This window comes from Chloroflexota bacterium (genome assembly GCA_026706485.1).
Taxonomy (GTDB): Bacteria; Chloroflexota; UBA11872; order UBA11872; family UBA11872; genus JAJECS01.
Genome location: JAPOYR010000002.1, coordinates 358,761 through 383,798 on the forward strand (window position 1 = coordinate 358,761; position 25,038 = coordinate 383,798).

The 25,038-nt window shown below is 68.6% G+C and carries 28 protein-coding genes, 1 tRNA gene and 1 other RNA gene; 13 read left to right on the plus strand and 17 right to left on the minus strand.

Features of this window, described 5'->3' with window-relative positions; translation table 11 throughout:
• Positions 1 to 5: 5 nt before the first annotated feature.
• On the minus strand, positions 6 to 1,304 hold the full coding sequence (locus OXG79_01885) for an MFS transporter (GenBank protein ID MCY3782517.1): 1,299 nt from the start codon (positions 1,302 to 1,304) through the stop codon (positions 6 to 8).
• Positions 1,274 to 2,080: a PHP domain-containing protein gene (locus tag OXG79_01890; protein ID MCY3782518.1), complete on the minus strand. Its 807-nt coding sequence runs from the start codon at positions 2,078 to 2,080 to the stop codon at positions 1,274 to 1,276. Before OXG79_01890 ends, OXG79_01885 begins: the two co-directional genes overlap by 31 nt.
• A 15-nt stretch (positions 2,081 to 2,095) precedes the next feature.
• Between OXG79_01890 and OXG79_01895 the strand changes: the two genes are divergently transcribed.
• The 3 genes from OXG79_01895 to OXG79_01905 all read left to right on the plus strand — a co-directional run bounded on the left by OXG79_01895 (position 2,096) and on the right by OXG79_01905 (position 5,325).
• Complete coding sequence (locus OXG79_01895) at positions 2,096 to 2,524, plus strand: hypothetical protein (protein MCY3782519.1); 429 nt, start codon at positions 2,096 to 2,098, stop codon at positions 2,522 to 2,524.
• Positions 2,525 to 2,699: 175 nt separating this feature from the next.
• Positions 2,700 to 3,944 (plus strand): MFS transporter, encoded by a 1,245-nt coding sequence (locus tag OXG79_01900; protein ID MCY3782520.1) that lies wholly within the window; start codon positions 2,700 to 2,702, stop codon positions 3,942 to 3,944.
• Between the two features lie 43 nt (positions 3,945 to 3,987).
• A complete protein-coding gene (locus tag OXG79_01905) occupies positions 3,988 to 5,325 on the plus strand; it encodes an amidohydrolase (GenBank protein ID MCY3782521.1) in 1,338 nt (445 codons plus the stop codon).
• A 72-nt stretch (positions 5,326 to 5,397) separates the two neighbouring features.
• On the opposite strand, the gene OXG79_01910 is transcribed toward OXG79_01905, so the two are convergent.
• Positions 5,398 to 6,948 carry a hypothetical protein gene (locus tag OXG79_01910; GenBank protein ID MCY3782522.1) on the minus strand — a complete coding sequence of 517 codons (1,551 nt, stop codon included), beginning with the start codon at positions 6,946 to 6,948 and terminating at the stop codon, positions 5,398 to 5,400.
• Between the two features lie 443 nt (positions 6,949 to 7,391).
• Here OXG79_01910 and OXG79_01915 point away from each other — a divergent pair, with 443 nt between their 5' ends.
• A complete protein-coding gene (locus tag OXG79_01915; GenBank protein ID MCY3782523.1) occupies positions 7,392 to 7,898 on the plus strand; it encodes a peptidylprolyl isomerase in 507 nt (168 codons plus the stop codon).
• A 149-nt stretch (positions 7,899 to 8,047) separates the two neighbouring features.
• Positions 8,048 to 8,563 (plus strand): signal peptidase II, encoded by a 516-nt coding sequence (gene lspA, locus OXG79_01920; GenBank protein ID MCY3782524.1) that lies wholly within the window; start codon positions 8,048 to 8,050, stop codon positions 8,561 to 8,563.
• An 8-nt stretch (positions 8,564 to 8,571) separates the two neighbouring features.
• Here lspA and OXG79_01925 read toward each other — a convergent pair.
• Positions 8,572 to 8,643 (minus strand) — tRNA-Arg (locus OXG79_01925).
• A gap of 50 nt (positions 8,644 to 8,693) precedes the next feature.
• On the opposite strand from OXG79_01925, the gene OXG79_01930 reads away from it, so the two are divergent.
• On the plus strand, positions 8,694 to 9,473 hold the full coding sequence (locus OXG79_01930) for a biotin/lipoate A/B protein ligase family protein (protein MCY3782525.1): 780 nt from the start codon (positions 8,694 to 8,696) through the stop codon (positions 9,471 to 9,473).
• Positions 9,474 to 9,486: 13 nt separating this feature from the next.
• On the plus strand, positions 9,487 to 10,065 hold the full coding sequence (locus tag OXG79_01935; protein ID MCY3782526.1) for a class I SAM-dependent methyltransferase: 579 nt from the start codon (positions 9,487 to 9,489) through the stop codon (positions 10,063 to 10,065).
• Here the strand turns inward: OXG79_01935 and OXG79_01940 are convergent.
• From OXG79_01940 to OXG79_01965, 6 genes are all read right to left on the minus strand, one after another.
• Positions 9,992 to 10,699, minus strand: coding sequence for a hypothetical protein (locus tag OXG79_01940; GenBank protein ID MCY3782527.1), 708 nt, complete (start codon positions 10,697 to 10,699; stop codon positions 9,992 to 9,994). The genes OXG79_01935 and OXG79_01940 overlap by 74 nt on opposite strands.
• Positions 10,696 to 11,163, minus strand: coding sequence for an NUDIX domain-containing protein (locus OXG79_01945; protein MCY3782528.1), 468 nt, complete (start codon positions 11,161 to 11,163; stop codon positions 10,696 to 10,698). Before OXG79_01945 ends, OXG79_01940 begins: the two co-directional genes overlap by 4 nt.
• A 31-nt stretch (positions 11,164 to 11,194) precedes the next feature.
• Positions 11,195 to 11,550, minus strand: a transfer-messenger RNA (tmRNA) gene (ssrA, locus tag OXG79_01950).
• 12 nt (positions 11,551 to 11,562) lie between these two features.
• Positions 11,563 to 12,051, minus strand: coding sequence for an SsrA-binding protein SmpB (gene smpB, locus OXG79_01955; GenBank protein MCY3782529.1), 489 nt, complete (start codon positions 12,049 to 12,051; stop codon positions 11,563 to 11,565).
• A gap of 56 nt (positions 12,052 to 12,107) precedes the next feature.
• Positions 12,108 to 12,359, minus strand: coding sequence for a hypothetical protein (locus OXG79_01960; protein MCY3782530.1), 252 nt, complete (start codon positions 12,357 to 12,359; stop codon positions 12,108 to 12,110).
• A gap of 155 nt (positions 12,360 to 12,514) precedes the next feature.
• Positions 12,515 to 13,252, minus strand: coding sequence for a metallophosphoesterase family protein (locus OXG79_01965; protein MCY3782531.1), 738 nt, complete (start codon positions 13,250 to 13,252; stop codon positions 12,515 to 12,517).
• Between the two features lie 141 nt (positions 13,253 to 13,393).
• Between OXG79_01965 and OXG79_01970 the strand changes: the two genes are divergently transcribed.
• Positions 13,394 to 14,053: a LiaF-related protein gene (locus OXG79_01970; GenBank protein MCY3782532.1), complete on the plus strand. Its 660-nt coding sequence runs from the start codon at positions 13,394 to 13,396 to the stop codon at positions 14,051 to 14,053.
• Between the two features lie 16 nt (positions 14,054 to 14,069).
• On the opposite strand, the gene OXG79_01975 is transcribed toward OXG79_01970, so the two are convergent.
• Complete coding sequence (locus tag OXG79_01975) at positions 14,070 to 15,440, minus strand: Mur ligase family protein (protein ID MCY3782533.1); 1,371 nt, start codon at positions 15,438 to 15,440, stop codon at positions 14,070 to 14,072.
• Between the two features lie 457 nt (positions 15,441 to 15,897).
• On the opposite strand from OXG79_01975, the gene OXG79_01980 reads away from it, so the two are divergent.
• Both OXG79_01980 and panB read left to right on the plus strand, forming a co-directional pair.
• Positions 15,898 to 16,308, plus strand: coding sequence for a hypothetical protein (locus OXG79_01980; GenBank protein MCY3782534.1), 411 nt, complete (start codon positions 15,898 to 15,900; stop codon positions 16,306 to 16,308).
• Between the two features lie 35 nt (positions 16,309 to 16,343).
• Complete coding sequence (gene panB, locus OXG79_01985; protein MCY3782535.1) at positions 16,344 to 17,198, plus strand: 3-methyl-2-oxobutanoate hydroxymethyltransferase; 855 nt, start codon at positions 16,344 to 16,346, stop codon at positions 17,196 to 17,198.
• A gap of 6 nt (positions 17,199 to 17,204) precedes the next feature.
• On the opposite strand, the gene groEL is transcribed toward panB, so the two are convergent.
• From groEL to OXG79_02010, 5 genes are all read right to left on the minus strand, one after another.
• The gene (groEL, locus tag OXG79_01990; GenBank protein ID MCY3782536.1) at positions 17,205 to 18,851 is read right to left on the minus strand and encodes a chaperonin GroEL; all 1,647 of its coding nucleotides are present in this window, start codon (positions 18,849 to 18,851) and stop codon (positions 17,205 to 17,207) included.
• The gene (gene trmD, locus OXG79_01995) at positions 18,848 to 19,600 is read right to left on the minus strand and encodes a tRNA (guanosine(37)-N1)-methyltransferase TrmD (protein ID MCY3782537.1); all 753 of its coding nucleotides are present in this window, start codon (positions 19,598 to 19,600) and stop codon (positions 18,848 to 18,850) included. Before trmD ends, groEL begins: the two co-directional genes overlap by 4 nt.
• A gap of 110 nt (positions 19,601 to 19,710) precedes the next feature.
• On the minus strand, positions 19,711 to 19,947 hold the full coding sequence (locus tag OXG79_02000; protein MCY3782538.1) for a KH domain-containing protein: 237 nt from the start codon (positions 19,945 to 19,947) through the stop codon (positions 19,711 to 19,713).
• Positions 19,948 to 19,956: 9 nt separating this feature from the next.
• Complete coding sequence (rpsP, locus tag OXG79_02005; protein MCY3782539.1) at positions 19,957 to 20,226, minus strand: 30S ribosomal protein S16; 270 nt, start codon at positions 20,224 to 20,226, stop codon at positions 19,957 to 19,959.
• A 70-nt stretch (positions 20,227 to 20,296) separates the two neighbouring features.
• Entirely contained in the window at positions 20,297 to 22,198 is a 1,902-nt protein-coding gene (locus OXG79_02010; GenBank protein MCY3782540.1) for a VanW family protein, read from the minus strand.
• Between the two features lie 459 nt (positions 22,199 to 22,657).
• Here OXG79_02010 and rplS point away from each other — a divergent pair, with 459 nt between their 5' ends.
• From rplS to OXG79_02025, 3 genes are read left to right on the plus strand one after another with little or no spacing between them, the layout of a single operon-like run.
• Positions 22,658 to 23,005, plus strand: a complete 348-nt coding sequence (gene rplS / locus OXG79_02015) for a 50S ribosomal protein L19 (GenBank protein ID MCY3782541.1) — start codon at positions 22,658 to 22,660, stop codon at positions 23,003 to 23,005.
• 18 nt (positions 23,006 to 23,023) lie between these two features.
• Positions 23,024 to 23,695: a ribonuclease HII gene (locus OXG79_02020; GenBank protein ID MCY3782542.1), complete on the plus strand. Its 672-nt coding sequence runs from the start codon at positions 23,024 to 23,026 to the stop codon at positions 23,693 to 23,695.
• Between the two features lie 16 nt (positions 23,696 to 23,711).
• A complete protein-coding gene (locus tag OXG79_02025; protein MCY3782543.1) occupies positions 23,712 to 24,134 on the plus strand; it encodes a YraN family protein in 423 nt (140 codons plus the stop codon).
• Positions 24,135 to 24,322: 188 nt separating this feature from the next.
• Here the strand turns inward: OXG79_02025 and OXG79_02030 are convergent, their stop codons facing one another.
• Positions 24,323 to 24,931, minus strand: coding sequence for a hypothetical protein (locus tag OXG79_02030; GenBank protein ID MCY3782544.1), 609 nt, complete (start codon positions 24,929 to 24,931; stop codon positions 24,323 to 24,325).
• Positions 24,932 to 25,038: the final 107 nt, after the last annotated feature.

Genomic DNA, 25,038 nt, shown 5'->3' on the forward strand with positions numbered 1-25,038 from the left:
CCGGATTACTCCGCGTCGGCTCGACGGCGCCATAGCAGCCACATCAGCCCGTTGGCCAGCGCGTAGCAGGCCGCGGTGACCATGACGGCAACCGCCAGCGCCCGCTGCTCGGCCAGCACGCCGCCGATGGCGGCCGCGCCGGCCCAGGCCAGGTTCCACGCCAGCAACAGGCAGGCGTTGGTGGCGGGACGCGCGGCCTCGGTGACCCGCTCCATGTAGAGGGCGCCGCGCACCGGGGCCGTCATGTTCATAAGTGCGCCGCGGGCAAGAAACGCGAGGGAGCTTCCCAAGGGCCACGGCAGCAGGCCCATGGCCAGCAGCAGCGGAATCGAGGCCGACTGGGCAACCACAATGGCCGCGACCTTGCCCAGATGCCGCGCCGCGATTGGGCCGAACACCGACGCGCCCAGCCGCGTCATGAGACCGGCCCCGGCAAGCAGGCCGAACTGCGCCTCCGTGAGACCCAGTTGGCGGGTGAAATACACGTTGAGGAATGGAATGGTGAGACCGGCCCCGACGGCGATGACCACGTGCACGACGAGCAGGCGAGCGATCGCATTGACCTGGCCGCGCAGGGCGCCGAACGCCGATCGATCGATCCGAGCCGAGGGCGCGCGCAGCGCCAACAGCGGAAAGAACCCCAGCCCGCCGTAGAGCGCCGCCGCGCTGAGCACGGCGAAGAACCCGAGCCACACCGGCCATCCCGTCGCGTCCGCCAGGGCGCGCGGCGCCCACCCGCCGACGGCGTTTCCGGCAAAGCTCATGCCGAGGAACACGATGGCCGCCACGGTGAATAGGTAGCTCCGACCCTCGTCGTCGGCGCTGCCTGCGTACAGCGGGGCGATGACGACGTTCCAGAGCGCGCCGCCCAAGCCTCCCAGGGCCGCGCCGGCCACCAGGTAGCCGTAGCCGAACGGCGTCACCTGCAGCGCCGTTCCGACGCCAAGGAGCACGGCGCCGCCGAGGATCACCGGCTTCGCGCCTACGCGAAGCGCCAGCAGTCCGGCCGGAATCGCCGCCAGCCCGGCGGCCAGGCTGGCGCTGGTGACCAGACGACCGGCATCGGCGGCGGTGAAGCCCAGCTCCAGCACATAGAGGTTGTAGGCCACGCGGAAGACGCCGGCGCTGAACGCCCCGAGCAAGGTGCTCAGCAGCAGCAGGCGCGCATTGCGTGAGAAGCGACGCATCTCCCGCGCATACACCGCGCCGTCCGCGACCAGGGCGCGCCACGTGCGCCGGACGTGCGCCGCCAGCCGCCGGGGCGGCGGTGAGGCTAAGGGCCCGTTGCGCGGCGCTGGCGCCATAGGGTACGGGCGCGCATGACCGGCAGCTTGACCAGACTTCGATACTGATTGCGCGCGTGGTCGGCCAATGCCGGGCGCGGGTGCTGAACGCCGCCGCGCGCGGGCACCGTGGCGCGTGCGCCGATCGCGGCGCGAAGCTCGGCCGCCGTGTGGCCGGGAAACAACGTCAGGGCGCGGCCGAGATCTCCGAAGTGGGCGTCGGTGGCGCCAAGGGCCGCGCCCACCCGCTCGGCATGCGTCTCCTGAAACCGGCGCGCTTCGGCGCGGGCGCCTTCCCGAAAGTACTGGTTCTCGGTCTCAATGCCGTCGAATCGGACGTGCGCCAGCGCGCGCAGGAGTCGCTTGGCGGAAATGGACGTGGGCACGCCCAGAAACGGGTGCGCCACGATGGCCAATCCGCCCTGCGCCTGGATGGCCTCCACGGTCTCGACTAGCGGGCGGAAGATCGGGACCGGGCGCTCCAGAAACAGCCCCACCACGTGATCCTGCCGCCGGGTGGTGACCTCCATCCCCACGATGATCTCGACCCGCGCGTCGGCGGCGGCCGCGATGTCGCGTGCTCGCAGCGCGCCGTCGATCGTGTCGTGATCGGTGACCGCCAGTACGTCCATTCCAAGCGCGTCGGCCCGTCGGACCAGGGCGCCCGGGGACGGCACGCCGTCACTGGCGCACGTGTGGGCGTGCAGCTCGGCCAGCCCCCAGCCTTGCGGCGGCGCAGGAGGCGCGTCACGCGGAAAGATGGGCCGCGGATCGGCCGGCCGCGAGTCGCCCGCCACTAACGTACGATCCGCATGTCGCGTGTCGCCCAAGTTGCCGCCCCGCACATGACCACCATGGAGCCTGGACCCCCTTGGAACGTCGAGGATTGTCCCGCCGCATATAACGGCACGCCCATTGCGTGGGACCCGGAACGGTATGACACCGCGGCGATGCCCTTCATTGTGGCGATCAAGCAGCATTTCTGGTCGTGGCGCATCCGACAATTCGCGGTTCGCACCGGCGTGCTCGAAGTTGAGGTGGACGTGCCCAGCGTAGCGCCGGACGGGATGACGATGATTGCGTTCGAGGCGGGCGACGCCACACCGGCGGATGTGAGTCAGGAGTTCCAGAGAGTGGTGGAGGCCATTGGCGGGGTGCTGCTCGACCACGTATGGAGATTTCGACTCGTCTTTTCGGATGGGAACCGCACGGAGGAGTTCAACTGGCGCGTCGGTGGGTGAGCCGCCCATAGCCGCCACGTAGCCGCTCGGGATTCTCGCGAGCGAGTACGATGCCATCGCCCGCATCGTGCGGGTGATGCCTCGTGCGGGGCCGGTGAAAGCACGTCGCGCGCCGTCTGCGCCATTGGGTCGTGTTGCCGCCAGGATTGGGCGCGCGCCGCTGCGCCTCCCGAACATGGGCGATCTGAATGCAGCGCTGGCCCCGGACGTGCGCAGGAACTTCCGCGCCACGCTCGTGCATTGGATCCTGGCGGGGGTCTTCGTCGGCAGCGTCGGCAGCTACATGACGGTCGTCGTACGCCGGATCGGCGGCGACGAATTCACGGTGGCATTGGCCGTTGCCGTGCAATTCATCGGCGGGATCCTGGCCATCGCCGGTCCTTACCTCCTTCGAGGATTTCGGCCCGAACGAGCGGTGGCTGCACTCTGGACGGTCGGACGCCTGGTCCTGGTCGCCGCACTGTTTATCGACGAGGCCGGCCCGTTTCTCGTGATGCTCCTTGCCTGGTCGATCATCGCCATGATGGGCGTCCCGCTTTACGTGGGCGTGACCCAGGCCGCGTTTCCCGCCCGGCTGCGGGGTCGGATCATCGGCGCGGGCCAGGCTGCCATGGCGGTTGTGGTGCTGCTGGTGTCGCCGGTGGCCGGCCGACTGATGGACGCGGTGGGCTACGGCCCGGTGTTCGCCGGCGGCGCCGTGGTCGGCGCGCTCGGGGCGCTGGCCCTCTTCCGCATCCGCGCGTGTCGCCGTCCGCCGATCGACCGCCCACCCCCGTGGCGTATGTTTCGGCAGACCCTGGCGAACCGACGCTTTCGCAGCTATACCGCAAGCTCGACCGTCGCCCTATTCGGCGACTTGCTGATCCAGCCAACCATCGCGATTGTGCTGGTCGACACGTTTGACGCCTCCTTCACCATCGTCGGCGTGCTGGCGCTGATCCAGAGCGTCACCTGGGCGGCGGGATATCTCCTCTGGGGCGCCGTGAGCGACCGGCGCTCCGGGCCGTTCGTCGTCTGGATGTCCAATCTGCTCAAGCTGGTAGTCGCGGCGCTCTTCATCCTGGCCATCCAGGCGGACAATCTGTGGCTGCTGGTGCCGGCATACGCGGCCATCGGGCTGAACTTCGCGGCCGGGGACGTGGGCTGGCAGACGTCACTGGCGTCGCTGGCGCGACCCGAGGACGTGGATGCGTTTGCCTCGAGCTTTTGGCTCATCCTTGGCGTTATGGGCATCGCCGGCCCGCTGGTCGGCGCCGCCGTGCTCGTGGCCGGCGGTCCGGTGGCGGCATTCGCCTCGGCGCTGGGTCTGGCCGCGGTGGGCAGCGTGCTCATGGCTCGCGTGGCGCATGGCTTTGTCCCCGCCGAAGAGCCCGAGCGCGAGGCCGCGGCCAGCGCCGAGGACTCTCGGCTGGCACACTGAATCGGCCCGCTGCTCAGCCCACCAGCCAGGCCCCGGAGGCGCCATGACCACCATCGCAGACCTGAAGCAACGCGTGGCGGACGCGATCGACGACCGACAGGACGAGATCATCGCGATCGGCGAAACCATCATGGGACGGCCCGAGTTGGGCTTCAAAGAGTTTGAGACCGCGGCGCTCGTGGCGCAGACATTCGCCGAACTGGAGCTGGAGCACCGCACGGGCCTGGCGATCACCGGCGTCTCCGCGCGGATCGACACCGGGCGTCCGGGTCCCACGTTGGCGCTCATCGGCGAGCTCGACGCGCTGACGGTGCCGGGACACCCGCGAGAAGATCCGGCTACCCACGCCGCCCATGCCTGCGGGCACAACGCCCAGATCGCGGGGCTCATGGGCGCGGCCGCGGCGTTGAGCGACCCGCGAGTTCAGCGTGAGTTGAGCGGCACGATCGTGCTCATGGCCGTGCCGGCGGAGGAGTATGTCGAGGTCGAGTACCGGTATGGTCTCCAGCTCGCGGGTGAGCTCGAGTTCTTGGGCGGCAAACCCGAGCTCATCGCCCGTGGCGAGTTCGACGACATTGATCTCGCCATGATGATTCACACCCACGCCCAGCCCGACCAAAACGGCATGGCCGCCGTGACGGCCTCGAACAACGGCTGCGTGGTCAAGCAGATTCGCTATGTCGGGGTGGCGTCGCACGCCGGCGCCGCGCCGGAACGGGGCGTGAACGCGCTCTACGCCGCCCAGCTTGGCATGGCCGGAATCAACGCGCTGCGCGAGACGTTTCGCGACGAGGACGCGGTGCGCGTGCACCCGATCATCACGCACGGCGGCGACCTGGTGAACGTAATTCCCTCGGACGTTCGGTTGGAAACCTATGTTCGCGGCAAGACGACCGACGTCATCGACGCGGCCTCGGCCACGGTCGACCGCGCCCTCAGAGCGGGGGCGATGGCCCTAGGCGCCGAAGTCGAGATCCGCAGCTTGCCCGGCTATCTGCCGCTGGTGAACAGCAGCGCCATGGCCGAGCTGTTTCTCGCCAACCAGCGGGATGTCCACGGCGAGGACGGGATAAAACGGTTGGGCCACCGCACCGGATCGACGGACATGGGCGACGTGTCGCACATCATGCCGGCCTTGCATCCCAGCATGGCGGGCGCCACCGGCACCAACCACGCCACCGATTGGGACATCGTCGATTCACAGATGGCCTACGTGGAGCCGGCCAAGGCCTTGGCCTGGATGGCCGTGGATCTGCTGGGCGACGGCGCGGGCGCCGCGCGGCGCATTGTGGACGACTTCGAACCGCTCATGACGCGCGACGAATACCTCGCGTACCAACGCAGCGTGATGCGCGAGGAGCGCTGGTCGCTCGGCGGGTAGCCGCCCGCCCGGCCCCGCGCCCGCGGGGCCGGCGAGGGCCGATCCCCTCAATTGCCGACCGTTGCCGGCTCGTTAGGGCCTGTGGAAGGTGATGTCTTGCAGCAGGTTCCCGTTCGTCCAGACCACCCAGAAGCCGCCGTCTCTGCCCAGACCCGGATACTGCGCGCCGCGCAACAAGAACGACGGACAGTTGAACGACGCTTGGTAGACGCCGTCGTGCACCCGCCAGTCGCTTCTCGTGCTACAGCCGGGCACCGGCACGTCGACTTCCGAGAGATCGTCGACGATCGAGGTCGCTTGAATGCCGACCCAGAGCCGCCAGGCGCCCTGTGCGTCGACCTGAACACTATGAATCCCAGCCTGGGCAACATTGATCGTCAGATTCGTCCGATACCCAACCCTTGCGCCATCGAGGGGGCGGATTTGCCCGCCGCCGGGCGATTGAAAGGTCACCGTGATCGGAGCCTGGGACCAGTTGCCGTACTCGAGCGAGATTCTGACATCGCCGGCAGGCAACCTCAGATCGCCGGTGCCGCCGTTGAAGCCGCTGATTTCTTGATAGGGAATCGTCGGATCAGCAGCCTCGAAAACGGTTCCCGTCGACGTTACGGCAAAGAACCTCCCGCTGCGGAACCAAACCGCCCAGAATTTCTCCTTGGTGTTGATGTCGGAATACGACGTACCGTCCAGCTTGGTACCGCGACAGTCGAAGTTGGCCCGGTGGACGCCCGGGGAGTCCTCGTGCCACTGCACCCTGGTCCGACAGTCGTTGAGCGGCAGCGGCACGGATGGGAGTCCGGGCTCATGGCCAACCCAGATTCGCCAGTCTCGGATGGCGCTCACCTGAAAGGCGTAGGAGCCGGCCTGCGGCACGTTGATGTCGATCTCACTGTAGTAAGGCACTCGGACGTTATTGAGCAAGGGGGTCGCTGCGCCGCCCTGGATCCCGTAGTTCACCGTCACCGGGCCGTCGCCCCAGCCGCCGAATTGAAGCCTGAGCGTAACCGTGCCCTGGGGCAGGATGAGGGTTCCAGCTCCGACGTTGAAGCCGCTGAAGTTTTGGTAGGGGATGCCAGCCGACGCTGGCGTCGAGGGCGTTGCGGGCGTCGTGCCCATGGAAGGCACTGCCGCCGGCAAGACTGCTCGCTGGAGGCTGGCCACGGAAATGCCGTACCGCGCCTCCCAGGTGGCAACGTCGAGGACGAAGTTGCCGTAGTTGGTCTCATTGATGCCGAAGATCTCCACGTCGGCGATGGACTGGATGTGGAACAGGCGCGGCTGCGGCCATTCGGTCTCCCACTTGACCAGATAGATCGGATCGCCCTGTTTCAACAGGCCGGCCGAAAGCCACGGATCGCCCTTCGGCAGGGCGCGCAGCCCCTCCAAGCTGACCTCGATGCGGGCATTCCAGTTGATATGCCGGCCGGACAAGGCGCGGGTGTCGCCGCCCCAGTGCAGGACGCCCTGGTCGTCGGCAATCCACAGATGCGGCGTGCCCTGCAGCGCCACCACGGTGCCGGGCAGAAAGACTTGCTGCGCGTGCGCTACCGGCAGCGCCATGAAGGCGCCGACCGCGATTGCCAGGACAATAAGGCTCTTGCGCCACCACCTTGGCTTCCGCATGCCAATCTCCTTTTTGCGTGGGTTCGAAAGAGCCAAGCGGCGCGCTGGCCCACGATCAGACCGACGGTGGAAATGCGTCAGGTCGCTTCTCACCCGTACGTCAGCACTCTCGCCGTTTAAGTAAACGCGAGGACACCTTGGTAACGTTCTAGTGCAACAGTTTACACAGCCGCCAAGCTACCACATGAACATGGCGAGGCCGCGAGACCCGAGACCTGGGAATCAACGGCACGCGAGGCCCGGGCAGCCCTCGCAAACGGCTAGAATCGCCGGAGTGGATTGGAGCCTGCGGAGGGTCGGTGAGGAACATCGGCCGCAGCCTGCTGGCGCTCGGGGTGCTTGTCGCCGTTGCCTGCGGCGAGGCCGAGGCGCCGCCCACGGGAGATTCTGAACCAACACCCAAAACCCAGGAGCGCGTGTTGACGTACGACGCCTATCCAGAGATGCAGATCGATTCCGAGGAGTCATACACGGCCGTGGTGACGACCAATCTCGGCCAGATGACTTTTGAATTGCTGCCGGCGGAAGCCCCGCTGGCCGTGAATAACTTCGTGGTCCTGGCGCGCAACCGGTACTACGACGGTGTGGTGTTCCACCGGCTGATTCCACGGTTCATGGCCCAGAGCGGCGACCCGACCGGCCTCGGCACCGGCGGGCCTGGCTACACCTTTGCCATCGAGCCGCCTCAACGCCCCTATGTCCGCGGGAGCCTCGCGATGGCCAACACGGGTCGGCCGCACTCGAACGGCTCGCAGTTCTTCATCGTGTTTGACGATCTCACGGCCCTGGGTCGGCTGTCGCCGGACTACTCGCTGTTTGGGCAGATGGTGGAAGGCGAAGACACGCTGGCGAAGATCGAGGCGGTCCCCGTTGGAGTGGCCGGCACCGGCGAACGATCTCGGCCGCAAGAAACCATCACCATCACGTCCATCGAGATTCACGAAGGCTAGGGCGGCCACGCTGGCATCGGTTGCCGCCGGATCCCCGGGTCGCCAGGCGCACCCGCACGAGACACCGGCGGCGCCACCCATGGTCGATGTCGAGCGAAGGACGGTATTCGGACTCGAATCGCCGCGCGGCGAAGCAGCGGAGGGACCGAATGGCTAGTCGCGCCCACGCGAGGCGTGCACGTCTGGCGACCTTTGGCCTGGGTCTCGTCGTGACCGGCGTGGATCAGGCCATCAAGCTCATGGTGGACGCGGTGCTCCCGCCCGGCGGGGCCACGATCGGGCCGGTGTTCACCCTGCGGCGAGTGAACAATCCCGGCGTCAACTTCGGGCTGTTCAGCGACCATCCCGCACCGATCCTGATCATCACCGTGGCAATCGGCGTGGGCTTCGCCGCCTACGTCGCCGCGCGGCCGCCGCGGCGGTGGTGGCAGATTGCCGCCTTTGCGCTGCTGATCGGCGGCGCGTTCGGCAACGTGATTGACCGTCTGCGCATCGGCGCGGTCTTCGACTATCTCAACATTGCGCCGTTCGTTGGCTTTTTGAATTTCGCGGACCTGGCCATCGGCGCAGGGCTGATCGTGCTGGTTGCGGACAGCCTGCGCGAGCGGCGGCCGGCGGCCAATCCTCCGGCCGGCGCCAACGGGGGTCCGGCCCCACCGGGCTAGGCTATGGGTACCCCCGGCGCGATTCGAACGCGCGCGCCCGGCTCCGGAGGCCGGCGCTCTATCCACTGAGCTACGGGGGCTGCGCTGTCATTCTAGACGGCGCAATCCGTGACGAAAGGGTCCGGAGCGCATGGAGACATGGCGGCTGCTCGTTGACCCGGCAGCGGCCGGCGCGCGGAACATGGCGATCGACCAGGCCATGGCGGAAGCCGTGCAGCGCGGCGACGCTCCGCCCACGCTGCGCTTCTACAGCTGGCGGCCGCGCGCGCTTTCCCTCGGCTATCACCAGCCGCTGCACCTCGTGGACCGCTCGCTGGCGCGGCAACGCGGCATCGATGTCGTGCGCCGGATCACCGGCGGCGCGGCCCTGCTGCACAGCGACGAGCTGACCTATGCAATCGCGGTTCCGCGGCGGCATCGGTTGGTGCGAGGCGGGGTGCGGGCATCCTATGCGGCGCTCACGCAGGGGCTTGCCGCCGGACTGGAAGCCTTGGGGCTGGCGCCGGAGGCCGGCGCTCCCGCCCATGCGGCCGAGGAGACGCTGCCAAGCCTCTGCTTTTGGTCACCGAGCGGGCACGAGCTGTGGGTGGCCGAACACAAGATGGTCGCCAGTGCCCAGGGCCGAGTGCACGGCGGCGTGCTGCAGCACGGCAGCCTGGTGATGTCTCACGACCTGGACCTTCACCCGCTCACCCGCACGACGGCGCCCAACGCTTGCCCGCCGGGTCTGCGCGATGTCTTGCCGCAGCCCACGACGATTGGCGAATTGGTGCAGACCCTCACGCAGGGTGTGGCCGAGCGGCTGCGCATTGCGCCCCAGCCGGGCGCGCTTTCGCCCGCCGAGCGCAATCGCAGCGACGAGCTGGTCAAGGTACGGTACGCGCACGATGCCTGGCTCGCCCGCTGCTGACTCGGGATCTCAAGTGTCGGTGCTCGCCCGCGGGATGGCGGTGCTCCGCTCGGCGCAGCTCATTCTGGATGCGGGCTGCGGCGCCGGTCGCGCCGCCGTCGAGCTAGCCGCCGGCGCTCAGGTGATTGCCATGGATCGCGACGCCGAGGCGCTGGCGCAGGCGCCGCGGCATCCCAACATCTGGTACCTGCGGGCCGACGCCGACCGGGCGCCGATTGCCACCGACGCGCTGGACGCCGTCTTCAGCTTCGGGCTGCTGCAGATGCTCGGTGTCGATGGCAACGAAGACATCCGGCGCGCGCTGCGGGAGTTTCAGCGCACGCTGCGACCCACCGGCGTGGCGGTGATGGGCACGCTGGCGGACTTCAGAACCCATGACTCCCCATTTCGCAGCCTCACCGGCGCCGAGGTGTCGCAAGTCATGCGCAACACCTTTAACCTGCGCGAGCTCATCGGTCTGATGGATAGCGATGCTGCGGGGATTCGCTCGCGCTATTGGTACATCCACGCCGTACCAATCACCGGCCCGACGCCCCGCCGGCGGTCGGCAAAGCCGCATCGGGCTCGCGCTGGCGCCAAACGGCGCCAGTAACCGCGTCGCAGATCCACAACCGGCCCTGCCGCAGCGTGAGCCCGTGCGGCTCGAACGGGTCGCCATCGAGATCAAGGCGCTCAAGCACGGCGCCGTCCCGCGCGCTGAGCCGCAGCACGGTGCGATCCGAAGTGAAGGCGCACCATAGCGCCTTCCCGTCCCAGCCCAGCCCGTGGGCGCGGTCCATGGGCACCGGAATGACCCGGCGCGGCGCCAGCGATTCGGCGTCAACCAGCGTCAGGGCGCGCTGATCCAGCGTCGTGAGCCACAAGCCCTCGGCGGTCCACTCCAGGCCGTGCACGTCGCTATCGCCGGGCGCGCGAAACTGGGCCAGCATCGCGCCTGTATGGGGATCAGTTTTGACGATCCGAGTGTGCGCCGTGTCCATGGCCGTCGGCGGGCGCGTTTTCGGCAGGCCGTTGGAGCACATCCACAGCGCGCCGTGGCCGAAGGTCACCCCACTCGACTTTCCGGCGCCCGTGGCGAACGACCGGATGACCGTGCCGTCGTCGGGCGCGACCAGAAACGCTCGGCCCTGGTCCTGATCGGCGATCCACAGGCCCTCGGCGGTGGCCTGCAGCCCGTTGGGATGCGCCACCGGCGCCTGGAACGCGTGGTCGAAACGCCGGGTCACGGCGAAGCTTCGGCAGCCAGCGTCTGGATGGCGCGGCGTCCGAGGATGCGCACGTCCTCGCTGATGTGGCTGGCCCCAAGGTCTTTCGACGAGAACCAGCGCTGCTCGCTGTGCTCCGCCGCGGCCAACCGAGGCTCTCCGCCCACGGCGTGACCGAAATAGATGAGGTCGATGTGAAAGTGCCCGGGTTCGATGGTCTCCAACAGAATCGTTTCGGGTCGCGGCAGGCCCCGCACGTCATCGTCGTCCACGGGCAAGGTGTCGCCCACGATCGCAATGTCGAGGCCAGCCTCTTCGCGCACCTCGCGGCGCAGAGCCTGCGTGGGATCCTCGCCGGCCTCGATGTGCCCGCCGATGGGCAGCCACTTCTTGAGCTTGCGGTGGTTGACCAGCAGCACCTTGCCGTCACGCACCAGGAATCCGGTGGCGGTGAAGTGTTTGTCCGGAAGGGCAGGGCGGCTCACGCCGCGATTGTAGGCAGCCGCCGCCCCGCCATGGTGGAGATGGGGGCGAGTCGAACGCCCCGTCCAGAGGCCGTCACCCCGCCGCGTCTACAGGCATAGCCGATCGCTATGGTTCTCGCCGGCTTGCCCGCCGTTCGGCCGCGGGCAACCCGACCAGTCCGCGTGTCTTAGCCGGCATATGCGGACGCCTCTGCCGGCGCAGCCTAGAGTGTTGGCGCCTGGTCCGGCCCGCTAGGCACGAGCCGGGCAGACGTCACGGCGCTTAGGCCGCGAGTGGGAGCGCTTCTTGCTCGCCAGTTACTTGGTTTGCCGCCTTTTTTTCGAGCGTGACGGCGTGCTCGACCTGCAGCAGCGGACCTCGGACTTCTGTCGAAACCCGGCATCCCCAGCGATTCAATGCTAGCGCATGCGCCGCGCGATCTCACGCGCATCGTCGCGAGCGCGAATCTTCTCCCGTTTGTCATAGGCGCGCCGCCCCCGCACCAGGCCAATCTCGACCTTGGCCCACCCTTTCTCAAGGTAAAGCCGCAGGGGCACGGCGGTCTGCCCGGCCTGGTTGGTGTGGCGCGCCAGCTCGTCGATTTCGGCCCGATGGAGCAGCAACTTCCGGGGACGGTCGGGATCGTGATTGGCGTCGGCGGCCGGCTTGTAGCGCGCGATATGCACGTCGCGCAGAAAGGCCTCGCCATCCTGGACGGCGACATAGCCCTCGCGCAGCGAAACCGATCCGGTGCGCAGGCTCTTGATTTCGGTGCCGCGGAGCTCCAGGCCGGCATCGAACGTGTCCAGCACCACGTAGTCGTAGCGGGCGCGCCGGTTGACGGCAAGAGTGCGATTCCGGCTGGTCGGGGGCGGCGTCGCCTGCCGCCGCCGGCGTTTACGCGCCATGCGAGTCCGTGCCGGACCGTGCGCGACCCTCGCCCGCAGGCGGGCTGGGCGCGGGGCTAGCCGGCGGCCGAGGCGCTTCCGACCGGGACCATGCCTTCAAGCAACTTCTCGAGCGCCATGGTGTGGCTGCACGTCTGCCAAACCATGAAGAACTCGCAGTCACAACTCCACGCACCGTCGGCCAGCCTGATCACATGATCGTTGTTGTCGCCATCGAACCGCACCGTCAACGCCTCGAAGTGGATGCGATGCGGTTCCTGGGCGTACTTGTGGGCTTTCTGGACCTTGCTGATCAGACTCGACTGCACGCGAGACCTCCTTAGACCGCCCCACTCCAATGAAAAAGCGCCCGGACGTGACCGGGCACCCAAGGCTCAGCGGCTCGATGCGTTGAAAACCGCACGCAAACCAAGCGCTGCTGATGCATGGACGATTATAGCGCCGAGCGTTCGCGCCGTTCCGGCTACCACCCATATTGCAGGCGAATGGAGAGCCGCTCCGGCAGGCCGAGGTCCGTCATGCGGCGCTGGACCTGGGCGACGTCATAGGTCGCGCGCTCGACCTGGAGGGTGCGGGCCTCGGGATCGAACAGGGCAAAGGCCGCGCGCGGATCGCCGTCCCGCGGCTGACCCACGCTGCCGGGATTGACGATCAGTCGATCGTCGTCGACCACGATGCGCTGCCCCGGCGTCGGGACCTCGGTGGTGAAGGCTTCGCTGCCGGTGGCCCCACTGCGCCACCGGAACACCAGCGGGACGTGCGTGTGCCCCACGAGGCAGATGTCGCTGGCGAAATAGCCGAAATTGGCAATCGCGATGCGCGCGTTGGTGATGTATTCCCACACCGGATCTTGGGGGCTGCCGTGGGCGACCGCGACGTCGCCGAACATTCCGGCCGGCTCGAGGTCGGCCAGATACTGCCGGTTGACCGGCGTGAGCACGCCGCCGGTCCACTCGCAGGCCGTGCGGGCATCGGCGTTGAACCGAATCAGGTCGGCCTTGCCGATGGACCCCCAATCGTGATTTCCGACCAGCGAACGCAGGGGCAGCTCCCGCAGGCGCTCAACGACCTCGTTTGGGGACGGCCCATAGCCAACCAGATCGCCCAGGCACCAGACCTCGTCGACGCTGCCGGCGGCACGGAGCACGGCGTCGAGCGCGGTGAGGTTGCCATGCACGTCGGCAATGACCAGGATCGTCAGGAGCGCGCTCCGTCATTCGGTGCGCCCAAGGCGGCGCTGGGGCCATTATGCGCGGGCCTCCCCAACGTGTACGGCGCACCGTCGATCGTCGATACTGGAGGCGCTGCCGTTGCGCGCGGCAGCCGGCGTGGAGGTGGAACCGTGCGACGCAATTCCGGGCAAGTCCTGGTCGGGCTGATCATCATCGCGGTTGGGCTGGCCCTGCTGCTCGACAACCTCGACGTGGGCGGCAGCCCGTGGCGGTTCTTTCCCTCGGTCATTGCCCTGATCGGGCTTTGGGCGCTCGCGCGCACCGGCTTTCGCCAGCCCGTCGCCCCGCTGCTGCTGATCGCGATCGGCGTGACCGTGCAGCTTTCGATCCTGGATGAAGTGCCGGAAGGGGTGCGATCGGCAATCTGGCCGGTCCTAGTAATTCTCTTCGGTCTGATGCTCATCTTTTGGCGCACGTCGCGCAGACGTGCCGTCGCCGGCGCCGGCGACAGCGGGAGCTATGTCGCCATATTCCACGGAGTGCAAGACCGGGTGAACGGTCCCCTTGGGCAGATTCAGGCCACGGCGGCTTTTGGCAGCGTGGAGCTCGACCTGCGCGAGGCCCGCATCGAAAACCCGCCGGCGAACATCGATGTCTCGTGCCTCTTCGGCGGCATCGAGATTCGACTGCCGCCGGACGCGGCGGTGCAGAACGACGTGCTGGGGCTGTTCGGCGGCGTCGAAGATCAGCGTCGGGCCGGCGCTGCCGATGCCGTCACGATCAACCTGCGGGGAGCCGTCATTTTCGGCGGGCTGCGGATACTGGACTAATCTCCAGCCGCCAGAACTAGCCTTCGCTCCGAGCCGGAGGCGTGAGTCCCCGCGCCTCGACCGCCGCGATGAACTGCGCCCCGCGGTCGAACTCGTGCGCGAATAGTCCAAACGAGGCGCACGCCGGCGAGAGCAGCAGCGCGTCGCCGGGCTCGGCCATGTCGAGCGCGGCCGTGACGGCGGCGTCCATGTCGTCAACCGCCACCGGCGCCAGCGATCCCAACTGTGGGATCAAGCGATCGGTGCCCGCGCCCGGAAGCAGCACGACGCCGCGTATGCCGGCGTCGCTCTCCAAGCGCCGCGCCAGCGCGCTGAAGTCGAGCCGCTTGTCCGACCCGCCGGCGATGAGCGCCCAGGGCCCCGGAATGGTGTCGAGGGCCGCCAGGGTCGCGTCCGGAATGGTGGCGGTGGTGTCGTTATACACGCGGACCGAGCCGATGGTCCCAAGAAAGTCCTGACGGTGCGCCACGCCGGTGAAGCCAGCGACGGCTCGGCGAATCGCTGCCTCCGGCACGCCGAGCTCCTGGGCGGCCAGCGCCGCCGCCGCCAGGTTCGCGCGGTTGTGCGCCCCGCGCAGCGCGGCGTCGCTCCAGCCCGGCGGCTCAGCCCCGGCGGGAACCCGGACGACGCGGCCCCGCGCGCGGTTCGCGAACCAATCGCCCCACCCCGGACCGGCGGGCAGCACGGCCCAATCGCCCGGCTGCTGGGCGCGGAGCAGCTCGGCCTTGGCGGCGGCATAGGCCTCCATCGAGTCATAGCGATTGAGGTGATCGGGCAGCAGGTTGGTGACAATGGCGCCCGATGCGCGCGCGCCGGCTCCCGCCAGGCCCTCCGTTTGCCAGCTCGACATCTCGAGCACCACCACCTCGTCGGGTTGAATCTCGTCGAGCTGGGTCAGCGCCGAGACGCCCATGTTCCCCGCGAGCCGCGTGGGCCGTCCGGCGGCGTGCAGCATGGCATGCACGGCGGCAGCGGTGGTCGTCTTGCCGCGGGTGCCGGTCACGGCCACCACTTGCGACGCGGGACACCAGCGCAAGAACATGGTGAGCTCCATCTCGATGCGCGCGCCGGCCGCTCGCGCCACGGCCAGCGCCGGTGCATCCAGCGGAACCGCGGGGTTGCGCACCACGATCTCGGCGTCGCGAAAGTCCTGGAGATCGTGACGTCCGAGGACGTAGCGCACGCCGCGCGTCCCAAGCTGCTCCAGGCTCGGCGCCAATTGGGACGCGTCGCGCAGGTCCGTCACCACCAGCGACGCGCCATGGCGCCGCAAGAACTGGGCCACGCCCAGCCCTCCGCCGTGCAATCCCAGCCCCATCACCACCACGCGCCGACCGGTCAGCGCGCGCGGGCTGTCAATCGGCAGCGGTCGTGGCCGGTCAGTCATGACGCACATCCGGCCGGACAAAGACCATCGCCCGGCGGCAGCCCTGAATTCGGGCTGTCACGACAAACGCTTATGACAAGTCGCGCGGCGCCTATCTGAAACGATAGAGACGGGCTGCATGCACGGCGGACATCGGTCGAACAGTTTGACATATTTTGATGCTTCAAAATAGTTCGCCATCGTCGATGCCCGACTCGCGAACGATAAACTTCTCGCCTTTCGCGAAGGTGAACTATTGACATTGGCGTAGTAAGGCTTACAGTTGAAGCAGCTTACGGCCCCGGCCGTAACGTTGCTGCATTTTCGGGCTTGGGGAGGCTCGCTCGTGGTCCGTCATTCCGACCGCTTCGAATAAGGCACCGCCGTCGCCCATCCATTTTGGATGGGCGATTGTCTTTATGTGGGCAGTCGGCCAGGACGAGGTCCGCGGGCACAAGTTGTCAGGGGGAGGCAATCAATGGCAGCGGAGTGCACCAGTTTTCGGACCGCCCTCGCATGGTATACGGAGCAGCTCAGCCGGCGTCGGCGTCTGCCCGCTCGCGACGTGCGGCGCCAGATCGGATGGATTGACGACTTCCGCACCTGCCTGCCCCGACGAACGAGTCCCATCGAGGTCAGCGTGCGAGACATCGTGCTCTACTTCGCCGACCACTGCGACTCGTTCGACGACCCGGTTGAGTGGTTCCACCGCTACAAGGCCATCGAGTCGTTCTACGAGGAAATGACCCGCGAGTTCAACCTGCCCTCCAATCAGATTCGCGGCCTCTACGACGAGTCGGACCTGGACCCCGAGCTGCTGACCCGCATGCCGACCACGCCGAGCTTCGCGCCGGTGGACTGGTCGCGTGAGGAGCGGTACGCCTACTAGCGACCGCGGTCCTGCCAAGGGCGTACCATCAACGCATGGCGCACGAGGCAGATTCGAGTGAGGCGCCGCTAACCGCCAGCGGTTTCCGAGCCCGCAAGGGCGGGGCTCCGCTTGTGTGCGTCACGGCGTACGACGCCCCATTTGCCCGCCTCGCCGAAGCGGCAGGGGTCGACGGGATTCTCGTCGGCGACAGCCTGGGACCCAACGTGCTGGGGCACGCGCGCGAGTTGCACGTGACCGTCGATGACATCGTGCACCACACCGCCGCGGTCACCCGCGCCGTCTCCGCCACCCTGGTCATCGGCGACCTGCCGTTCATGTCCTACGCCACGCTCGACGACGCCCTGCACAACGCCGCGCGGCTGGTGCGCGACGGCGGCGCGACGGCGGTGAAGCTGGAAGGCGGAACCGAAGTCGCCGGCATCACCGAAGGGCTGACGGCCCGCGGCATCCCGGTCATGGCGCACGTGGGCCTCACGCCGCAGTCCGTGCTCGCGACCGGCGGCTATCTGGCGCAGGGCGTCAACCTGGCGGGAGCGCAGCGCGTGGTGGACGGCGCGCGTGCCCAGGAGGCTGCGGGCGCGTTTGCGGTAGTCCTGGAAGCCATTCCGGCGCGTCTGGCCGCCGTCGTGACGGAACAACTGTCGATTCCGACGATCGGCATCGGCGCCGGCCCGAACTGCGACGGCCAGATTCAGGTGCTGCACGATCTGCTGGGGCTGACCAGCCGAACGCTCCCGCGCCACGCGCGGCGCTATGCCGACCTGGCCGGCGCCGCCCGCGAGGCGTTGACGCAGTACCGCGACGAGGTCACGCAGGGCGCGTTCCCGACCGCCGAGCATGGATTCAAGATCCGCCGCGGGGTGATCGACCGCCTGGAGCTTGACTAGGCCGTCTCAGCCCGCCAGCAGAATCCCGGCGTCGCGAGCAATCCTGCGGCGCAGCCCGCGCACCCAGGGACCATAGGACGCCGCGTCAGCCACGACCGCGTTCGAGGTGACGATCATCACCGCCGCGCTGGCCGCATAGCGCAAGGCCGCGCGCACCACGGCGACCGGGTCCACGATGCCGGCCGCCAGCGGGTCGACGTATTCGCCGGTCGTGACGTCGAACGCGCGCGGCGGATCGGCCGCCGCGACGGCATCGGCCACGACGGCGCCCTCGAAACCGGCGTTGCGGGCGATCGTCGCCACCGGAGCCGCCAGCGCGCGCCGCACCACGCGCCAGCCGTAGGCCTCGTCCGCGTGCGCGTCGGGCGGCGCGGTGAGGTCCCGCGCGGCGCGGGCCAGCGCGGCCCCGCCGCCGGCCACGATGCCCTCCTCCAGGGCCGCGCGGGTTGCGGCCACGGCGTCCTCGACGCGCTGCCGCGCTTCCTGGCGCTCGGCATCCGTCGCCGCGGCGACGTGAATCTCCGAAACCGCTCCGGAAAGATTCCGGATGCGCTCTTCCAGCTTCTCGCGGTCGAACTGATTCTTCGCGCGGTCACGGTAGAGCCACAGCAGCTCCGCGCGATCGGCGACGGCCTGCGGCTCGCCCGCGCCACCCATGACCAACGTCTCGGTGGTGTCGCTGCGCACCCGCGCGGCGTGTCCCAGGACGCTCACGGGCACCGATCCCCATGGGTCACCCGACTCGTGCGCCACCAGCGTGGCCCCGGTGAAGATCGCCAGGTCTTCGAGCATGGCGCGCTGGCGTTCGCCGAAAACCGGCGCGCGCACCGCGATCACGGACATTCGGCCGAGACGGTGGTTCTCGACAAGGGTGGCGAGGGTCTCACCGCCGACGGTCCTCGCCACGACGAGCAAGCGCTGTCCGCCGCCGGCCACATAGGCCTCCAGGAATGGGAGCATCGGCCCCACGCCCCCGAGCTCGCGGTCGGTCACGAGCACGTCGCAGTCTTCGAGCTCCGCGCGCATGCCGGCGCCCGCCGTGGCCAGTTGGCGCGAGGCCAGCCCGCGCTCCAACCGCATTCCCTCGACGGTGCGCGCCTCGGTGTTGAGTCCCTGGCCGAGCTCGACGGTCACCGCCGCGCCCAGCCCATAGCGGTCGAAGATTCCGGCGATGATCTCCCCCAGGTCGGCATCGTGCGCCGCCAGCCCGGCCACCCAGGCCGTCTCGCGCCTGGTGGTAATCGGCCTGGCCTGCTCGCGCACGGCCTGGTCGACTTGCAGGACGGCGGCCGCCAGCCCCCGTCGCAGGCGCATCGGGTCCGCGCCCGCGGCCACCAGCCGCTGCGCTTCATGGGTCAGGGCCTGCGTCAGCACGGCGGCAGTGGTCGTGCCGTCGCCGGCGGCGGTGTTGGTGAGCCGGCAGGCCTCCGTGACGATGGCGGCGCCGGTCTGCAGAAATCCGTTGCGGAGCTGGATGTCCCGCGCGACTGATACCCCGTCATGCGTGATCTTCGGGGGGCCGATCTCTCCCCGGTAGGCCACGTTGCGTCCTCGCGGGCCCATGGTGCACTTGACGGTATTGGCGACGATGTCGACCCCGGCCGTGAGCGCCAGCCGCGCCTCGAGGTCGTGCAGGATCGCGACGTCGCTCACGGGTGCGCCTCATTGGCATCGTCGGACCGGTCCAATTCGAAGTCGGCCAGCTGGCGTCGCTGCGCGTCGGTGAGGTCGCATTCGGACAGCAAATCGGGCCGTCGGTCGAGCGTGCGCCGCAGCGCGTGCGCCCGCCGCCAATCCGCCACGCGCCCGTGGTCGCCGCTGAGCAGCGTGGCCGGCACGCGCCGACCGCGAAACTCCTCCGGGCGGGTGTACTGCGGGTGCTCCAGCAAGCCCGCGGCATGGGACTCATCCCGCACCGAGTCTTCGCATCCGACGACGCCCGGAATCAGCCGCGAGGTTGCCTCGATGAGCACCAGCGCGGGCACCTCGCCGCCGGCGACGACGTAGTCGCCGATGCTGACTTCTTCATCGATGACCAGGTCGCGCACCCGGTCGTCGACGCCCTCGTAGCGCCCGCAGACGAGGATCAGGTGTCCCCGCTCGGCCAGGCGCCGCACGGCCGGCTGGGTGAGGGGCGGAGCCTGCGGCGAGAGCAGCACCGTCCACGAGTCCGCGGTGCGCAGCTCTTCGACCGCGCGCACGATCGGCTCCGGCTTCATGAGCATGCCCGGCCCGCCGCCGTAGGCGTAGTCGTCAACCTGTCGATGGGGCGGCTCCGCCCACCGTCGCAAGTCGTGGACGCGGACGTCGATCAGCCCGCGTGCGCGCGCCTTGCCCAGCAGGCTTGCCTGCAGCACAGGTTCCAGCATGCCGGGAAAGATGGTGACGACATCGAAGCGCACGGACGCCCTCCGGCTTTCTGACCTAGCAGCGGTCCTTCAAGCGTACGCCGGAAATCGGTGGCGCCGCGACGCGCCTCGGGCGGGCGTCCCGGCGTCGGCGACGATCGCGCCTAGCTGGCTTCCTGGATATCGAGCGCCAGCCGGCGTCCCTGGCTGATGGGCGCCGCCTGCATGACGGCCCGGATCGCGATGGCCACCCGGCCCTGCCGCCCGATCACCCGCCCCATGTCCTGCGGATCGACGAACAGCTTGTACACGTGCAGGTGGTGGCGGCGAAAGCGCTCCACGCGCACCTCGTCGGGCACCGTGGCCAGGTTTCGGCCGATGAATTCGATCAGCTCGTCCACGGGTCCGGGCTACTCGCCGTTGCCGGCCGGCGCGGCGGCCGCGGCCTCGCGCGCGATCTCCAGCAGCTTGCGCACGCGCTCGGTGGGCTGGGCGCCCTTGCGGATCCACTCCTCGGTGCGCGGGACGTCCAGCACCACGGTGGATGGCTCGGTGAGGGGGTCGTAGTGACCAAGCTCGTCGACGCGGCGGCCGTCACGACCCGAGCGGCGTTCGGCCACGACCACCCGATAGTGCGGGCGGTTTCTCCGACCAAGCCGCGCCAGGCGGATTCGCAACATACGACCGTGCTCCAAACATGAAGGCGAGAAAAATCGAGCAGCCGCAAGGCTGCCCTGGGCCGCCATTATGCTACATGGCGGCTACGACTGGGCGGACGACCCCCCACTGTCGGCCGGCGCCTCGCCGTCGTCGGGGGGCCTCGCCGCCGGGGGGCACGTATTCGGGAATCTGGCTCGTGTCCAGCGAACCGTCCTCGTTCGGCCCGACCTCCCACCGCTCGGGCCAGGCTAGGAAAAGCGACGCGAACTGGTCCTTGAACAGCACCTGGTCGCCGAGCGCCACGTGGCGGTAGATGACGGTTTTCATGCCCTCGCGGGCTGAGTCCGTTTGCTTGACCTCGCCTGGTTCAAGCTCGGGGTTCGCCACGACCACCGGCGGCGGCGGCTCGGCAATTTCCCCGCGCGACGAATCGAGCGTGACCTTGCGCCCGATGGGCGCGCCGAAGATCTTGAATCGCAGGATCAGCCGCACCGGGTCGAACTCGCGTCGAATCAAGAGGTAGTGGGGGGTGTCGTTCGTCGCCCGAAGGTCCTGCCGTGGCTGCCAGATCGCCGCATCGAATCCGGGCGGACTGTCTTCGCCCAATTCGTAGTACCCAACGCGATAGACGTGCTGCCAACGCTCATCGATCGGCAGCCCGGCCCAAAACAGCGCCCGGAAGAGCGTGGTGGAAACCTGGCAGATGCCGCCACCCACGCCAGGCTCGGTGCGCGTGGGCGCGATGACCAGGCCCTCCACGAAGCCGTTGGCAACCGTGATCGGCCCCACCGTCTCGTTCAGGGAGAAGGACTGACCGGGCGCGATGATTGCGCCGTCGATGAGCCGAGATCCGTGGTCGATGTTGTGGATCCGGTTGTCTTCGGAGCCCCAGAAGATCGACTCGCCGACGGCGATGACGTTGTCGAACTGCAGCGCCTTGGCCGTCAGCCGACTGATGTCGGGCTTGACGATGACGATCGGCGCCTGCACCGCCGACTCGCCGCTGGCGAATGCGGTCTGCACGCGCGTCCAGAGTTTCTCGACGTCGACCTGCCGGCCCGCGCGGCCCTCGTCGAGCGGGACGACTTCACCCGACGCGCTCATCTGAATGCGCGGGTCGGCCGGAGCGACTCGGAGACGATCCGCAACTTGCCGCGCGAGGCGCTCGAAGGACGCATAGTCCAGCGAAATCTTGATCTCCGGATCGGCGGCGGGGCCGTCGATCGCGACATCGGCAACCAGCGAGTCCCGCGCGACCTTCCAGCTCGCCCACGGCGTGTTGATCCCGATGTTCCCGTCGAGCAAGCCGGCGGCATCGGCGGCGATTGGTTCGAGCTGATCTTCAACCACGGCGGGCGCGATGGCCTCGGGCGCCAGGTCGACGACCAATCGCGTCGGCGGCCGCAAATTGGCGGCCACGCTTTCCGCATAGCCCGCGGGCGCGAGCTGTCGGCCCTCGCGCGACGGGTCGACGACCAGGCGGCGCCGGCCCGCCTGCTCCTCGATCCGCAGCACGCTGTCCACCGGGTCGAGGTGCACCGAGACGGCGATACGCTCCAAATACGCCTCAAACACCGTCGGGTCGAAGTTGACCACCGTGTGCCCCTCGAAACCCTCCGGTCCGGTGGCCGCACGGCCGAGGACCTGATCGGTCAGCGCCGCCTCGCGACGCCAGGCGTAGGCTTCACGAATAGGCGTCATGAAGTCCACCGAGATGCCGATTTCATGGGCGGCGGGCGTCCAGGTCCGCCCGCCAAGGCGCAGGACGATGGGACTCTCGATGTAGGGCGCCCACCGGGCCCGCGCGCGCGCCACGGCCTCGTCGAAGGTGAGGCCGGCCAGATCCTCCCCGTCAACGACCGCGCCGGGGCGAAACTGGCCGGCGAGCGTTGCTTCCCGCACGGCCACGAACGCGGTCCAGCCTGAGGCGGCAGCAGCGGCGGCGCCAATGCCACCGGCAGCGGTGGTGATGAGCATCTGGCGACGGGTCATGGAGCAGGTGGGCTCACAGCGCCATGGATGAATTCAGTATAGGAACGATGTCGCCGTTTAAGGTGTTATTTGTAACTTGAACGGTGGCCCGCGCTGCGCGCAGCGTGGGATCCGCCGCGGATGAGTCGCCCCGGCACATCGTTTTCTCCGCCCAGGGTCCGGCCCCCTCTCCGTGGAGAATTCCTCTGCAGAATCCAGCCGGACTTGGGGATGACCGAGCGCATCCTGTCCGCCCCCAGATTCAATGAAGGGTGGATTCCCGCCTTCGCGGGAATGACGAGCTGCTCCGGCTCCCTCTCCCACGGGGAGAGGGTTGGGGTGAGGGGTCCCGCCGCGCCCCCTTTCAACGCCTCAACGCCCGCCTTGTGGTAACGTGGCGTCCCGCGCCCAGCATGGGCGCAGCGGTTTCCTGTGCCATCTCCCTGGTGGGCAGATGGCGTCCCGGCAAGCAGCAATCGCATGGCAAGCCTCATCGACGAGTTCGAACGCGCCCAACTGCGGGACGAGATTCCCGAATTCCAGGTCGGGGATACGGTCCGCGTCCACGTGACGGTGCGCGAAGGCGACAACGAGCGCGTGCAGGTCTTCGAGGGCACGGTGATTCGCCGCCGCGGCGGCGGGGTGAATGAAAACTTCACCGTGCGGCGCGTGACCCACGGCCTCGGCGTCGAGCGCACGTTCCTGCTGCACTCGCCGATCGTGCGCGACATCGAAGTGACGCGCCGCGGCAAGGTGCGACGCGCCAAGCTGTACTATCTGCGCGACCGCGTCGGTCGGGCCGCTCGGGTCAAGGAGCGGCGCGCCTAGCAACGTCCGAGGGGGTGAGTGGTTCCCGCCTCCTCCCAGCCTCGGATTCGCGACCTCCCCCACGAGCGTGCGCTGTTGCAGCGCGGCGTCCGGCGCATCGCCGGGGTCGACGAGGCCGGCCGCGGAGCCTGGGCGGGGCCCGTGACGGCAGCCGCGGTGATCCTTCCGCCAGCCGCCTATCAGGACCGCCGATTGCTCTGGGGCCTGACCGACTCCAAGCAACTCAGCGCCGCCGATCGCCGCCGCTGGAGCGCCCGCGTGCGCACCACCGCCATCGCCGCCCGCGTGGCCTATGTCTCACCGCGTTTGATCGACCGCATTGGCATCGCCGCGGCCTCGCGACTTGCCATGCTGCGGGCACTGGACGCGCTGCCGGTGGCGCCCGACCACGTGATCGTGGACGCCTTTCCTCTTCCGGCCGATTGCCGCTACGCCAACGCGCAAGACGCCATCGTGCGCGCCGACGCCACCTGCCTGTCCGTCGCCGCCGCCTCGGTGTGCGCCAAGGTCGCCCGCGACGAGTTGATGCGGCGCCTCTGCATCCAACATCCGGCCTACGGCTTCGGTCGTCACAAGGGCTACGGCACGGCGGCGCACCGCGAGGCGCTGGCCGCCGAGGGGCCGTCGCCGCTGCACCGCGCCAGCTTCCGCCCGGTGGCCGAGTGCCGGCGCGTCGCCCCGGCCGCATAGCCAACGACGCGCACCCGTGATCGCTTGGGCCGCTCGGCTGTTCGCCAGGCTGCGTCGCGCCTTTCCGACCCGCCGGGCGCCCATCGAGGATCGGGCCGCACTGGGCCGGTGGGGCGAAGACCTGGCCGCGCGCGAGCTACGGCGACGCGGGTATGACGTGCTCGAGCGCAACCAGCGCGTCGGCCGCGGCGAAGTGGACCTGGTGGCGCGCCAGGGCGAAACCGTGGTCCTCGTCGAGGTCAAGACACGCCGCACGGGCGCCTTCGGCGAGGCGCGGCATGCCATCTCCACCGCCAAAGCCCGCCGGCTCGTGGCCCTGGGCCGGCGCTACGCCCAGTCCGTCGGCGCGACCGATTGGCGCATCGACGTGGTCGCCATCGACGTCGCGCCCGACGGCAGCCATTCGGTGGACGTCATCGAAAACGCCATTGCGGGCTAGCGCCCGCCCACGGGCCGTGCCAACAACGGCAACCGAGGTGTCGCGGACCGCCCCACCGATGAATGCGCGCGCGACTAGTCGGCCGAGGCGAGGACCAGGTTTGCCGAATTCAGAGACCCTCCGGCTGACAATGCCAAAGCGCCCCGGAGTAGCGGAAGGTCCGGGGCGCTTCGGCTCAGCCGTCTGATCTACTGCTTGGTGAGCAAGAGCGCCCAACGGCCCTGCGATCCGGCATCGACGCTGACAACGGCTTCCCCAGGGCTAAGCTCCAGAATCCCGGATCCGACACGCAGAGAGGTGTTGCCGCCGACCCACCTGCTGGTCGCGTCGGCGATCAACTCGCTGCCACCGCCCACGGCCTCGACCTTGACGATGAAATTCGCTGCACTGCCGGAGTCATCCTGATTGTCGGCCACTTGGTATATGACGGCCCAGTGTCCTTCAGTGAGCGTGACGCTGCGGGTCGCGGTTCCCTTGCCGACAAGCGTAATTACGTTGCCGGCGATTGGTAGTTCGCCTGGGGCGGTGACGGTATAGCCCAGCTCGCGGAGCCCACGGATGGCGGAGTTGCGCTGGTCAGTGGCCCACGTAACGCAAGGGTCCCAGCCTCGTCGCTCGGCAAACCCGCGGTAAAAGTCGGAGTGGTAGGGGTGCATTTGCCCCAGGTAGGTGCCGTTAGGCCAGGCCGGCGAGTCTTGGCAGAAGTCCTCGCCTTCGTAGTTCAGCGCCAGCACCACGCCCGCCGTCAAAACAGCCATCAATCCCGCAATAGCCAGCGGCACAACGATTCGTCGCATCTCCGTCTCCCTACAAGTCAGCGGCCCCCAGGAGACCGCCAAGCGACTTCCCATAGCGCCAGGGTTCCCCGAAAGGCAGGCCGACCGCAAACGTAGGGCGCGTGCTG